This is a genomic window from Flavobacterium sp. GQ95, assembly GCF_059758655.1.
The window spans coordinates 126,614-140,731 of the sequence record NZ_JCAXEB010000004.1; the positions used below are offsets into that span (position 1 = coordinate 126,614).

Here is a 14,118-nt window from a genome sequence, read left to right on the forward strand (position 1 = left end):
GATAAGCAACTATTAGAAATTCGCTAAGTCATCAAAGTCAAAAGAATAACCGATAATCAATGAAATACTATTGATTTTGTTTTTATTCTCGCTGTAACGGTGACCGTTTTCTTCAGTAGCCAAAGCATCTGTAAGCCCTAAAGTATAGCGTGCTCCTATGCTTAAATTGGAATTAAAATCATATCCTGCAGCTAACATTCCATAGAAATAATTTTTCCCTGTCAAAGATTCTTTTAACACTTTTTGCACATTGGCATCCGGTTCAAAATAAGTGCCTGAGTTTCCAAAAACTTCCTGGGCATTAGAGGTATATTTGATATTATCGCTTGCTATATTAAAACCAACATAAGGACCGGCTCCGATATAAAATCCTTCAGCAGGATAATACTTAAATTGTGCGCCAACATTGATATAACTATAACCAAAAGTCATTTTATATTTAAGCCCTTCATTATCTTCATAATTCAAATCGGTACTTTGGCCTGAATAGGAAAGTTCTGTCTGGATGCTTACTTTTGCATACGGGTATTTCCAATTGATGACAAGACCTGCCGTCCCGCCAAACTTTCCCTCTTCTTTTAAAGTGTAACCTTCATAAATTCCTTTTGGAACTATCACGTCTGGCAGATTTGACATTTTAGAATAAATTCCACCACCAAAAAGACCATAAGTTATCTCTCTGTCACCTTGTGCAAATAGCGATTTTGTACTTACTAATAAAAGAAGTAAAATAATTTTTTTCATGTTTTTTATTGAAATTACCATTGATGAAAACTGTAGCCTAACGAAAAACAAATAACACTGCTTTTGTTTTGATTTTCGATAAACTGAAAGGAAGAAGAATTACTTTTAACCACATCTTTTACTCCTAAATAATAGCGCAAATCGAAGTGAATACTCTGGTGTAATTCATATCCAACTGCAAAGCATAAAGCGAAATCGTCTTTTCCCTCCAGACCATCTATATAAAACTGTCTGGTGGCAACGTCGTACATTCCGTCTGCTTCATTGGATTTATAAGTAACGTTATTAGCTGATAAACTGATGCCGTAGAATGCCCCAAAGCCTAAATTTAAGCCTTCATAAGGATAAACTTTATACAAAGCACCAAGCTGCAGATAAGAATAGTGCAGACCTAACTCAAATTCTTTTCCTGTAGTGTCATGATAGTTAACGGTTTCTCCCGCTTGTCTGAATAAAATTTCAGGCTGAATAGCAACACGGGTATCGTAAAGTTTGCAATTCATGAAAAATCCGCCTTCTAATCCGTAGGCTCCTTTGCTTTCCATAGCACTGTTATCAAAAGTGTTATCGCGACCCTTAATGCTCTCTGGCAAATTACTAATTTTAGAAGACAGTCCTCCCAACTTTAAACCGTAGGTAATATTGGTCTCATTTTGACCATGAAGTGCAACGTTAAAAAAGCAACCAAATATTAATACGTGTAATATTACTTTCATCCACAAAATTTTTTGCGAATATATGTATTAATATCCGAAAACTGTTGGGCTAAAATTGATTAAAATCAAAATAATCGGACAAATTACACATTCTTAAAAAGAAGAAAAAAAACGAAAGAATTGACAAAAAAAATCTTAATTTGTAATCAAATTTATTTCGATTCAGGAGTAGACAGATTAAAATAAACTTAATGCTTTGGAATAAAAAATCCACTCTGACCACGGTGGATTTTAATCGAAATCTTTATAAAATATCCTTATATCTCCCCAGTCATTAAAATATTTTCCTGTACACCTTTCTGCTTAAGCATTCTGAAGTGCGACCGTACGGCATGATAAAAAGGATAAGAAGTATAAGGGAGATCATATTCTTTAGCATAGCGTCTTATAATTGGCGTAATATAAGGATAGTAAGTATGTCCAACTCCCGGAAAAAGATGATGCGCCACATGATGTGTAAAACCTCCGTATAAAAAATTAGCCAATTTACTCTCTGTACTGAAATCTTTAGTTACAATCATTTGATGCGTTGCCCATGTTGCCGAAAGATTTCCCTCTTCGTCTGTCCCCGGAAAGTGCGCATCTTCATCAACATGTGTAGATACAAGTGCCACAACACCAAGTGCACTACCACACATATGCATAGCGAGCCAGGCATATAAAACTACATACCAGGGCTGGTTTAACAGAAACATCGGAATAAAAAGCAGATACACCAAATTAATTATTTTAGCGGCAAACATTTTATAAATTTCTATCGTTGGAATTTTATCAACTACTTTTTTTACATAGTTATTTTTCTTCCCAAAAAAATCTTTAAAATCTCTAATATAAATCCAATTCAGGCTATAAAGCGGATAGATAAGCCACATGTAAATATGTTGGTATTTGTGATAATTAAATAAAGGACTGTTTGGAAAAATTCTGATAATGTCGCTTTGTTTAATATCTATATCCCAATCAGGAACGTTTGGATAAGCATGATGAAGATTGATGTGACGACGTGTCCAGAGCCAGTGATTACCTCCAAAAAGCTCCAAAACATACATAAACCATTCGTTATGCCTGGATTTTTTGAACAATGCGCCGTGCGCAGCATCATGAAATGCATTGATAAAAAGCACGATCATGGTAATACCACACAAAATATAAAAGAGAAATAATAAAGCTGTGCTGTTTCCGAATAGCAAAATACAAGAATAAAATAAAAAGAAAAATACAACTAGTCCTAAAGACTTAATTATATTAAACCGATACAGAGATGTTTTTTTTAAAACCGTTTCATTTACTTCCTTTCGAATCTTTTTAAAAAAATCATCAGTACCAGGTTTAAGATAAACCGGGCGATTTAATTTTTCCATAATGATTATTGGCTAGAAATTCTTACAACAAATTTAATAAAAAAAAGTTAAAACATACTATATCAAATCGTTACAAATTGAAAAAAGAAAAACAGTTGGCTTTAAGAATTAAAAAAATTAAAAAATTCCCATATTTTCAGGTTTAATCGTAAATCCTACCCGTATCATACTTTTGTGCTCCTGATAATCAATCAAACTTTCAGTATAACCTATAAACCATTGAAGTGTCAGATAATAATTTTCTTTTTTATAAGGCCTCCAGTTCACCTGTGTCTGCAAAGAGCCGTAATTGATAAGGCCGCTTCCTTTCCTGAAAAGAATATCGGCACTCCATCTACCTGGCTGTATCTGATACGTTGCACTTGCTTCGCCATAACCTACATATTTAGTAAGTTCAGGATTATCTTCCTTATCAACAAGTGGAATCCATCCCCTTAATCCGACAACCCATCTTGGAGAAATCTGTGATTTTAATGAGAAAGCAAGCATGTTCCAGGTTCTGGAATAAATAGAATCCCTGCCGTTTGATTCGTGTTCTAAAGAAATTGTTGCATATGTCAGTCTTCCGCCTTTTAAATAAAACGGACGAACAACGGCAACGCCGGGATTAAAATTAATTTCGGCAAATGGTTTTGAGTTTGCATAAATGTCCCAAAAAGCTTTTTGAGTGTACATTAAATAAGGAAAGAAACCACCCCATAATGGTTTTGATTTTAACCGGAGTTTAAAACTCACCTGATATTTTACGTCGGCAGAGTTCCGATCGATGGGTTCATCAAGAGGAACACCCGTTAGAAAATAATTGTCTTTGTGAACAGAAAAACTAGGTTCTTTTAAAAGTGAATCTGCTGCCCGAAAGTTTTTTTTAGGTTCTAAAATTTGTGAATTTGCTTTGAATGAAAACAGAATCAAACAAAGGAATAGGTATTTTAAGTACATTATTATAGTTTAAGTTGTAGCTTCTTTTTTTGCTTTTAAACTAATGTACGTTATTATTAGAAATCATATTGACTCAATAAAATTAGAGTTAACCCAATAAAATTAATCTTAGCATTTATTATTTTTTAATAACAGAACTCAGAAAAATTCCGTTCCACGGTTTAAATACTTTCATAAAAAAAATACATCTGACATACATTATTTATATGCCAGATGTAATTACAAATCAACCTTCAATTAATTTTTTTTATTTTACCACATAAGAAACTTTATCAGCTTCGCAAAGCCTGAAATAACCAAAGGCAAAATTATTAGAATCGCTTGTATTTACAATATTACCTCTGATATTTCCCGGAGGAATAGAAAACGGACTTCCTCCGTATATTTCTAAAATTAAATTCATGTAATTATAAAAGTTTTTAGAAATACCACGATGTGTAATATTATATGTTATTCCCGGTTTTATTTTATCATCGTCTGTGAATCGGGTGTCCATTTCATTTCCATTAAAGAATTCATCACGTGAAAGATCGTATTCTGGAAAAAGCAGATAATTACTTTTAAAATCTGTCAGATAGTAATTGACCTGATCAGCAGGGTCCTTATAATAAAATACGATCTCAATAAACTCGTCTCCCACTGCATCCTTAACCGTTTCCTGCTCTACCCTGTCAATTGGCGCTACCGCTGTCAGCTTTTCAACTGCTCTGAAAGTTTGTCCTTCTGCAGCTACAGAAAGTGTATAATCCATATTCAAAACAGGAACAAAATTAGTACATACATAAGACCCCGGTTCTGTTTCGTTAAAAGTAAAAACATCTCCATTACTATTTTCAATTTTTACCTGTGCTCCTGAAACTTTTGGTGTAGTGTTATTGTAATAGGGAGCCGTTTTACTCACTTTTATTACCTGTTCATTGCCAGCTGTTCCTTTTTGCCAAATAATTTCTGCGTCGATAACTAATTTTGTTTGACCTGTTTCTAAATCAAGTTGTACGACATCTTCACAAGATGAAAAAAACAGTACGAAAATAAGACTCAATAAAGCCAGTGCTTTACTTTTAAAAGTATACTTATTAATCCTTTGCATATTCATTAAAATTTAAAATTATAAGAAATACCAGGTACTATTCCAAAAATTGAAAGTCTTCTGGTTTCATTCGCTCCCGTGTCCTCATTTGTTGCAAACGTCATAGAAGCGGCATTTTTTCTATTGTAGATATTATAGATGCTAAATACCCAATAGCTTTGCCATCCTTTCTTTTTGTCTGGCTTAGGTGTATAAGTTGCTGCTAAATCCAAGTGATGAAAAAGTGGTAATCTGTTTTCATTTCTCAAAGAAAAATTAGGAATGTTGATGCCTCCAAATTCATAATAGCCATTCGCATAAGTAACAGGTTGACCGGATTGTAAGGTAAAATTAGCATTGAAAGACCATTTTGGATTGTATTCATAACTTCCTACAATGCTCAAATTGTGCAATTTATCATATCCTGACAAATACCAATCACCATTTGCAATACCCGGTTCTTCAGGCGTTCTTCCCGGCGTTTTTTGCTCGGCTCTTGATAAAGTATATGAAACCCATCCTGTGAAACGTCCGGCATTCTTTCTGAACGATAATTCCATACCGTATGATCTGGCTTTACCATTCAAAATAACCTGCTCTACATTATTATTCGCCAATATATCTGCTCCGTCTATATAATCAATGCGGTTTTGGATTTTCTTATAAAACAATTCTCCTTCAAAAGAATAATCTTTGTCTCTTAAGTTCTTAAAATATCCTACGGCATACTGGTCCAGTATCTGAGGTTTTGTAAAAGGTCCGCTTGGCGTCCAGATTGTCATGGGTAATGGAGACTGGGTATTTGATAACATATGAATGTATTGTGCCATTCTGTTATAACTTGCTTTTACAGAAGTATCGTCGTTAAAAGCGTATGACAATGCTGCACGCGGTTCCAGATTATCAAATTTATTGATTGTTTCTCCGCTTTTATAAGAGATGCTTCCGGTTGGGGTCCCTTCTTCATAAATATTATATAACGGATTATAAACAACAGCCTGTCCATTTTCATACGTACTGATTTCCTCTCCTCCTAAACGATAAAACATACTATAACGAAGTCCGTATCTAAGATTCAGTTTCTCCGTAATCTGATGTTCAAAATCTAAATAAACAGAAGATTCAAAAGCATATTTTTTGTCCAGCTGTTTGTAATTAAACTGCGATTCTGAAGTGGTAGGTTTTACCGTTCCCGGATTGAAGCTGTAATATTGACCGTCGATTCCGTAATTCAATTTTAACTTCTCTGATAAAGTCTGATTCCAGGTATACTTAAGTCCATACGTCTGAATGTTATTGTTCCATTTAAAAAATTCTGTCGGCAAACCAAGATTAAATCTGTAATCGCTATAGAAAACCGATAAATTGGTATTTAAATTGTCCGAAAACTTATGCTTCCAGCTTAAGTTTCCCATAGTATTTCCAAAGGTGCTGGTAAAACGGTTATCTATATCAAAAACATCATTCCCAAAATATCCCGAAAAAGCAATCGAGTTATTGGCATTGAAACGATAATTAAGTTTCGTATTGATATCATAAAACTTTGCTGAATTACTATTATCATTAAGTTTTAAAAATAAATGGGCATAAGAAGTACGTCCTGCAACAATAAAGGAACCTTTACCTTTCTCGATAGGCCCCTGTACTAAAAGTCGGCTTGATATTAAACCAATACCACCGTTTACTTTATAATCTTCAAAGTCTCCGGTTTGCTGGGTTACATCAAGAACGGAAGAAACTCGTCCACCATATTTTGACGGAATTCCTCCTTTGTATAAATCTAATCCGTTTATAATATCTGCATTAAAAATTGAGAAAAATCCAAACATGTGAGAATCACCATATACTGGAGCACCGTCTAAAAGAATCAAATTCTGATCGGCAGCACCTCCGCGAACGTTAAAACCAGACGAAGCTTCTCCGGCATTTGTAACTCCTGGCAATGTCAATAACGATTTTAAAGGATCCGGCTCACCCATAGCGGCCGGAATCTTTTTTATTTCTTCCATAGTAAGCTTATTAACACTCATTTGGGTATTTCTCACATCAACAGCTTTGTTACTGGTTATGATAACCTGCTCTAGTTCCTGGCTGTCTGCGTCCATGGTAAAATTTATTCTTGCATCATCAGAAACCGTAATTTGTGCTTCTTTATCTTTTAAGCCAACATAACTAATCTGGACAGTATAGTTACCTTTATTTAACTCAATAGAAAACTTTCCCTCACTATCTGTAGTTGCGTCGGTAGAAAGCTCTTTTATGAAAATATTAGCACCAATAACAGGCTGCCTGCTGTCATCAAAAACCTGCCCCATCAGTTTAATTTTTCTTTTAGGCGCTTTTGTGGATTTTTGTCTAACAAAAATATTACTGCCTACGATTGAAAACTGAACTGGAGTGCTTTTGTTTAGTTCGCTAACAAGTTCTTTTATTTCGATACGGTTATAAGTCTTTTTTTTAGTAAAATACTTTTGACTTGTATCGATCTGGTCTGTAAAGGCGAATTTAAAATCTGTCTGATTCTCAATTTGTTTAAATAATTCTTTTAGCGTTACAGTATTATCAACAGTTATCGTAATGTTTTGAGAAAACATACTACAACTGAATAAAAAAAAGCATGCTGAAATTATATGCTTCATGAAATTTCGTATTTTTGAATATTATTAAATGGGATAGTTTTATACTATCCTGACGATGAGGAAGGATGTTTAGTTTCGCGGCTAGGACATCCTTTTCTTTTCTATTGAAAAGTAACTTCTTTTAATTCTTCATTTATTTCAAAGTTTAGGTTATACATTTCTGATATTAATTGCGCAATTATTTTTAAATCTTCTTTTTTATTGATTCGGACTGTAATTTTCTGGTTATAATATTCCTGCGGAAGCGTCATTTTATAACCATAATTCTCCTTAATATAGGTACTAACATCGATTAATTTAGCGTTGTCAAAATCAGTATATCTGTTAAATTCGGTTACTAAGGCTGCATTATTTTTTCCATAAGTAAAGGTCTCACCTGGTACCAAAATCCATTTTTTATCCTGATTTTTTATGCTCATCTGAACGCTTCCTTCATAAAGTGATACACTTACTTCACTTTGTTCATTGCCTTTTACTGTAAAAGAAGTTCCTAAAACGGTAGTTGTAGTTTCATTGCAGGAAACTTCAAAAGGATGTTTTTTATCTTTTTTTACTTTAAAATAGCCTTCTCCTTCAATTTCAATTTTCCTGTTAGTTTCAAAATTATTAGCATACCTAATTCGGGAATTCGGACCTAATTCTACCTTCGAACTATCCGGTAAGAAAACCGTTTTTATTTTTGAAGTTGTATTTTCAATTACATTTGAAGCAAGTTCACTATTTTGCACTACCGGACCTCTATTAAAATAAATCCCGGTTCCAATAAGCACAAAAATTAAAACTGCCGCCGCTGCCGCGTAACGCCAAACTCTAAATTTCTGTTTCTTTGGAGGAAAGGCTTTAGAATGAAAATCATCCCATGAAGCCTCTTTCATATCATCTGTATGTGAAATGGGAGTTTCATCCCAGATTTTTTTTAATTCTTCTTCTAATTTCTTTTCGTCCATGTCTTTTGAGTATTAAAGTTTTTGACAATAAAATCCCTGTTTATTAAAAACACCATAAACCATGTCCTTAATATCTCTGTTGGTTTCGATTCTTAGAATTCTTTGACGATTTTTGAAATCAAAATATATAATACAATCGGAAATAATGAACTGTAAGTGAACCACAATTAAGCTTGCGTCTTTCTTAGTTCTAACATTTGTTTTATACGTCTCAATATGCATTTTTATGTTCTGTTTATATCTATAACAAACGAGAACACAAAAGTTCCTAATGGTCTTCGACTTTTTTTCGAATAAATTTACTGGCGAGATAAATATGATTGGCAATGGTCTTTTCAGAAAGATCCGTAATTTCTGCAATCTCCTTATAGCTAAGGTTTTCCAGTTTATGTAAAGTAAATATTTTTTGCTGCTGCTCAGGAAGCAGATTTATGAAAGTATATAATTTTTCTTTTCTTTCTTCAAAAATTCCTGTATCAGAATCCTCTTGTTCCATTTCGAATTGTAAAGGATCAAGTTGAATTATCTTATTTTCGCGATTAACGTGGTTGATAATGATGTTCTTGCATATTGTAAACAATTGTTTATCAAATAAAACATCTTCATTAAGTAATTCTCTTTTATTGTATAATCTTAAAAAAGTTTCCTGGACAAAATCCTGCGGAGTAAGAACTGTAAAATTAAATCGTCTGGCAATGTTTATTAGTTTATCATAGTAATTCAGGTAAACTTCCTTGAAAGAAGCCTCGTTACCTTTTTTTAAACTTAATATAAACTTTTTATTGTCCATCCTAATATAGTCATTAGTCTTAACTCAATGCTCAGAATAATATTGTATTATAAGCGATAGCTGAAGATTGCCTTAATAAACTTTGACTGCAAAGAACTGAAATTTTTATGCTAAAATTATCTAACTGAAAAATATAATTTTAAAAATTTGTAATCTTAATATTAACTTTGTCCAAACAGGTCGATTTTGGCTTGAACACAGAGGATTAGAATTTTCTTCCTCCCGATTAGAAATTGGAATACTCCTTCTACAGAATTAACCCATAAAATTAATTTTGACATAAAAAAAGCCACTCAAACTGAGGGCTTTTGCTCTGAATATAGATGATATAAATTCGAAATATTTAATCATACACTTCCAATTCAAAACAAGCATTCGGTTTTTGGTTTAAATCAGTTAAATCCCATTCCCAAATTTAAATCATAATTGATTTTCGTTAAAATTACACATAGGGCCACAATGAACGAAATTAAAAAAATTTCATTTATAACTATTTGTAAATTAGATGCTCATTTTAAATTGAAAATGATGATCAATCTCTAAAAGATTATTTATTTTATTTTAATAACAACTTTCCCTTTGGCACGTCCACTTTCTACGTAAATCAATGCTTCACTTGTTTTATCGAACGGGAAAATTTTATCTATAACCGGTTTAATTATTCCAGATTCAATAAGTGTTGTAATGCTGCTTAATTGTTCTCCATTCGCTTTCATAAATAAAAAAGAATAGTCAACATTTTTATTTTTTGCCTTTTTACGAATCCCGAGACTTATTAGAGAAAGAATTATCTTTATAAACCATGGCGCTTTAATTTCTTTAGCAAAATCTGGTGTTGGTGGCCCGGAAATCGAAATAAGTTTCCCACCGGATTTTAGTATTTTCAATGATTTTTCAAGTGTTTTTTGATCCTGACTATTTAATACAGCATCATAATTACTCAACCTGTTTTCGAAATCGCTATTCTTATAATCAATAATAAGATCTGCACCAAGTTCATTAAGTAAATCGAAACTTTTGGCACTTGCAGTTGTAGCAACTGTTGCACCCAAATGTTTGGCTAACTGAATTGCAATTGTTCCTACCCCTCCTGAACCTGCCTGAATAAATACTTTTTGCCCTTTTTTGATTTGTGCCCTTTCAACCAAAACCTGCCAGGCCGTTAATGCAACCAAGGGGATAGAAGCCGCCTCTTCCATTGAAATGTTTTTGGGTTTAAGCGCAACATCTCTTTCATCTATTGAAATAAATTCGGCAAATGTACCTATCCGATGATCTGCTGGCCGGGCATAAACTTCATCGCCAACTTTAAACTTTTTTACATTTTTTCCAATCTTTGTAATTACTCCGGCTACATCATGTCCTAAAATTAATGGAAGCTTATACGGTAAAATGAGTTTAAATTCTCCCGTTTTTATTTTTGAGTCTAAAAGATTTACTCCGGCGGCATGAACCTCAACCAGAACATCATTATCTTTTACTTCTGGGTCAGGTATTTCAGCAAGCTGTAAACTCTCATTTTTACTATACTTATTAATTGTGAATGCTTTCATTTTATATCTTTTTAAAGTTCTTATTACTGTTTTAAGCCGGCATATATCTTTTTAGGATTTACCAAATTGAAAGCTAGTTTTGGGGAAAATCTGCTTACAAAATATAATAATTTTGCATCTCCTACCCGAATCGTAAACTGATCTTTTTTGATTCCTGAAATAAGTGCTTTCACTAATTGCCCGGGAGTCATTTTCTTGTCATTTCTTTGAGCCGTCATCTCTGTTGCTACAACAGGCGGAAGCAGTTCAAATACTTTTACATTGCTGCCTAGTATCTCTAAATTTTTTCTAAGTGTTCTTGTATAAAAACTTAAAGCTGTTTTTGTTGCTGAATAAGTTGGTTCTTCTAAAGCTGGTACCAAACTCAAAATAGATGTTGTATTTATTATGGCACTTTCTGTTCTTGATTTTAGCATGTCTATAAAAAGAGTATTCAGTCTTATAACACCAAAATAATTGATATTCATTTCATAAATCGCATTCTTCAGAATTTGTTCATTTGCAATTCCGAGATTAAGCGCCGGGCTTCCAACGCCTGCATTATTGTACAAAATATCAATTCCGCCTAAGGAAACCACTTTGTCAAAAAGTACTTTTGAATCTTCGGGATTTTCAACATCACTTTTTATAACCGTTAATGATGGAAACAATCTTTTAGCTTCATCTAATTTGGTCTGATTTCTACCGGTGATAATTACATTTGCGTCTTCAGCTAAAAACTGTCTCGCCGATTCTAAACCAATACCAGAACCACCTCCGGTAATTAATATCGTTTTACCTTTAATATTCATTGCTGTTTTATTTAAAAAATTGTTTTGCTTTTTAATTTTTTTTAGACTTTTTAGTTTATTTTAAAATATACCAAAAAGTTTATTTTATCGGAAAAAAAAGCTATATTCTGTATTGTTCCAATTCCGTTTTTAAACTTTTAATAAGGCCTTGCATAGGCTTTGCTGTATCCATCACTCTACACATTACAATGCCCCCCTCAACTGAAGCTACCAATTTAAAAGCAAAAACTACAGGATCGAGAGTCTTGGAAAATTCACCATTATCAATTCCATGCTGAAGCAAAGCGGTCAATTCTTGCTGACCAATTTTAAACACTTTTGCTACTTTTCCCTTTATAATAGGATAATTATCATCCGCTTGTACAGCTGTATTGAATATCGGACATCCACCAGAAATATATGTTTCAAAAGGATTTTTATAAAAATCTAAAAAGGCAAATATTTTACCTTTAATCGTTTTTCCTTTGTAGACTTCTGCCCTAATTTTATCCGAAACCATTTTAAGCGCTAAATCAATAACTTGTTCAGACAAATCATCTTTACCTTCAAAGTGGCCATAAAGGCATCCTTTTGTAAGCTTTGTTGCTTCGAGAACATCATCTATACTCACTCCGGAAATACCTTTTTCATTATAAAGAGGCACTGCAGTTTCAAGAATGAATTGTTTTGTTTTTTCTGCTTTTGTGAGCATTATAGTTTCAAAATTAGATTGCAAATATACTAAAAAGTATATTTTAATAACATTAAAATTTAAAATAATTTAATTTTGTTCTTAATTTCATGTTTTGGTGAGTGATATAAAAGTGTTTTACTATCCACAAATTAAAATTAAGAATAATTTAGTGATATAAAAAAAGCACCTGCCATAGCAGGTGCTTTATATTCTTTCTTGTAGAATGTTAAGCTACAACTACATTTACTGCATTAGGACCTTTTTTTCCTTCTGCCACGTCGTAACGTACTTCATCGTTCTCACGAATATTTTCTGATAGACCCGAAACGTGAACAAAGATTTCACTTCCGCCATTCTTTGGTGTTATAAACCCAAAACCTTTTTCTTCATTAAAGAATTTTACTGTACCTTCTTGCATCTTATAATTATTTATTATCCACAAATGTAAGACTTTTAACATTATAACACTGAAAAAGAATAACTTATATTCAAATATTTTTAAGTATGATCCTATTCTTTTTTAACTTATTGTAGAAATATGCACCCTAATATATTGAAAAATAGACGTTCTGCTACCTTTTTATATACAACTAATATGATAAAAGCCTTGAGCATACTAATAAAAATAGACTCATAATCAAGAGAATACAATTTATCTTCCTATAAAACTTTCTCTTCTCATTTATCAATAAATTTATATTTTTTAACTTTCCGATGAAAATTAAAGATGGAAATTATATAATTGCGAGCATCAAAAAATATAAAAATATCTATTGATTAAAATTCATCTTTGAATATTTCAAGTTGAAACTTATTTACTCTAAATCACTTCTGGTGCTATTAGAACACCATTTTTGGCAATAATTTAGGTATATTACAACCGCTTTTTCAAAATTTTAATAAAAATCTTACATGCTAAGATAATATAACGCATTATTGCATTAACAAAGATTTTAAGTAAACATAAAATGGAAGATTATGTTTATGGACGGCCCGTCATTTACATAACTGTATCTGGCGGGTTTTCCATTTTAAGTCTAATAGTCCAAAATTCGAACCTTTCGTTAGAAGATTTAAAGCTTTTAGCTGATTGCTTTAACGATTAAATCAGTAAAGCATGTTTAAAAAATATAAATTTTATGTAAAAACTACAAAATTCATTATAATTATCCTTTGTCAGTGTCAATGCATATTTATGTACCTTAGCAAAGCTAAAAAAACACTTTAACAGCCTTTTTGTATATTGTTATATGAAAGCACTTTTAAAACAAAATATCGCTCAACATATTTCTCTTTCAGAAAATGAAACAGAAGAGTTTTGCAATTTATTTGAACAAAAGTTAATCCCAAAAAAGAGCTTTCTACTCAGAGAAGGTGAGATTTGCAAATTTGAAGGTTTTGTTACCAAAGGGCTTTTTCGGGTTTATCATATTGACAAAAACGGTTTTGAACAAATACTTTATTTTGCTATTGAAAATTGGTGGATTACTGATATTGACAGTTTTACTACCGAAACTCCTTCACAACTTTTCATAGAAGCGCTTGAAGACAGCGAAGTGCTTTTAATTTCTAAAAATAATAAGGAGTTTGCCTATGCTAATTTGCCTAAAATTGAAAAGTTATTTCGGGTAATGACACAAAAAACGCACGTTGCCCTTCAACGAAGAATGATTGATAATTTGAGTAAAACAGCAGATTCCCGTTATATCGAATTTATAGAAAAATATCCACAGCTTATCCAACGACTTTCTAATATTCAAATAGCTGCCTATTTGGGAATTACCAATGTTTTTTTGAGTAATATTCGAAAGAAAATTGCTGCCAAAAAATAAGACTTTCCTTTTATTTATTAAACTAGTTTAATGTTTTGAGATCACATATCGTTTGATCTTTGCA

The 14,118-nt window shown here is 32.4% G+C and carries 13 protein-coding genes; 1 reads left to right on the forward strand and 12 read right to left on the reverse strand.

The features are described from left to right. Positions 1-12 precede the first annotated feature (12 nt). The 12 genes from AC6CH4_RS10020 to AC6CH4_RS10075 form a co-directional block, all read right to left on the reverse strand. Positions 13-744 carry an outer membrane beta-barrel protein gene (locus AC6CH4_RS10020; RefSeq protein WP_498102530.1) on the reverse strand — a complete coding sequence of 244 codons (732 nt, stop codon included), beginning with the start codon at positions 742-744 and terminating at the stop codon, positions 13-15. Positions 745-758: 14 nt separating this feature from the next. Then, positions 759-1,460 (reverse strand): outer membrane beta-barrel protein, encoded by a 702-nt coding sequence (locus AC6CH4_RS10025; protein WP_498102532.1) that lies wholly within the window; start codon positions 1,458-1,460, stop codon positions 759-761. Positions 1,461-1,717: 257 nt separating this feature from the next. Next, complete coding sequence (locus AC6CH4_RS10030; RefSeq protein ID WP_498102534.1) at positions 1,718-2,821, reverse strand: fatty acid desaturase family protein; 1,104 nt, start codon at positions 2,819-2,821, stop codon at positions 1,718-1,720. Positions 2,822-2,938: 117 nt separating this feature from the next. Beyond that, entirely contained in the window at positions 2,939-3,760 is an 822-nt protein-coding gene (locus AC6CH4_RS10035) for a phospholipase A (RefSeq protein ID WP_498102536.1), read from the reverse strand. Between the two features lie 247 nt (positions 3,761-4,007). Beyond that, positions 4,008-4,850: a DUF4249 domain-containing protein gene (locus AC6CH4_RS10040; protein ID WP_498102538.1), complete on the reverse strand. Its 843-nt coding sequence runs from the start codon at positions 4,848-4,850 to the stop codon at positions 4,008-4,010. A gap of 5 nt (positions 4,851-4,855) precedes the next feature. Then, entirely contained in the window at positions 4,856-7,468 is a 2,613-nt protein-coding gene (locus tag AC6CH4_RS10045; protein ID WP_498102540.1) for a TonB-dependent receptor, read from the reverse strand. 101 nt (positions 7,469-7,569) lie between these two features. Further along, the gene (locus AC6CH4_RS10050; RefSeq protein WP_498102542.1) at positions 7,570-8,415 is read right to left on the reverse strand and encodes a FecR family protein; all 846 of its coding nucleotides are present in this window, start codon (positions 8,413-8,415) and stop codon (positions 7,570-7,572) included. A 268-nt stretch (positions 8,416-8,683) separates the two neighbouring features. After that, positions 8,684-9,205, reverse strand: coding sequence for an RNA polymerase sigma factor (locus AC6CH4_RS10055; protein ID WP_498102544.1), 522 nt, complete (start codon positions 9,203-9,205; stop codon positions 8,684-8,686). A gap of 551 nt (positions 9,206-9,756) precedes the next feature. Continuing rightward, entirely contained in the window at positions 9,757-10,758 is a 1,002-nt protein-coding gene (locus AC6CH4_RS10060; RefSeq protein WP_498102546.1) for an NADP-dependent oxidoreductase, read from the reverse strand. 23 nt (positions 10,759-10,781) lie between these two features. Next, complete coding sequence (locus AC6CH4_RS10065) at positions 10,782-11,549, reverse strand: SDR family oxidoreductase (RefSeq protein ID WP_498102548.1); 768 nt, start codon at positions 11,547-11,549, stop codon at positions 10,782-10,784. 100 nt (positions 11,550-11,649) lie between these two features. Next, complete coding sequence (locus AC6CH4_RS10070) at positions 11,650-12,240, reverse strand: TetR/AcrR family transcriptional regulator (protein ID WP_498102550.1); 591 nt, start codon at positions 12,238-12,240, stop codon at positions 11,650-11,652. Between the two features lie 208 nt (positions 12,241-12,448). Continuing rightward, on the reverse strand, positions 12,449-12,640 hold the full coding sequence (locus AC6CH4_RS10075) for a cold-shock protein (RefSeq protein WP_056194237.1): 192 nt from the start codon (positions 12,638-12,640) through the stop codon (positions 12,449-12,451). Positions 12,641-13,472: 832 nt separating this feature from the next. On the opposite strand from AC6CH4_RS10075, the gene AC6CH4_RS10080 reads away from it, so the two are divergent. After that, on the forward strand, positions 13,473-14,054 hold the full coding sequence (locus AC6CH4_RS10080) for a Crp/Fnr family transcriptional regulator (RefSeq protein ID WP_498102552.1): 582 nt from the start codon (positions 13,473-13,475) through the stop codon (positions 14,052-14,054). Positions 14,055-14,118: the final 64 nt, after the last annotated feature.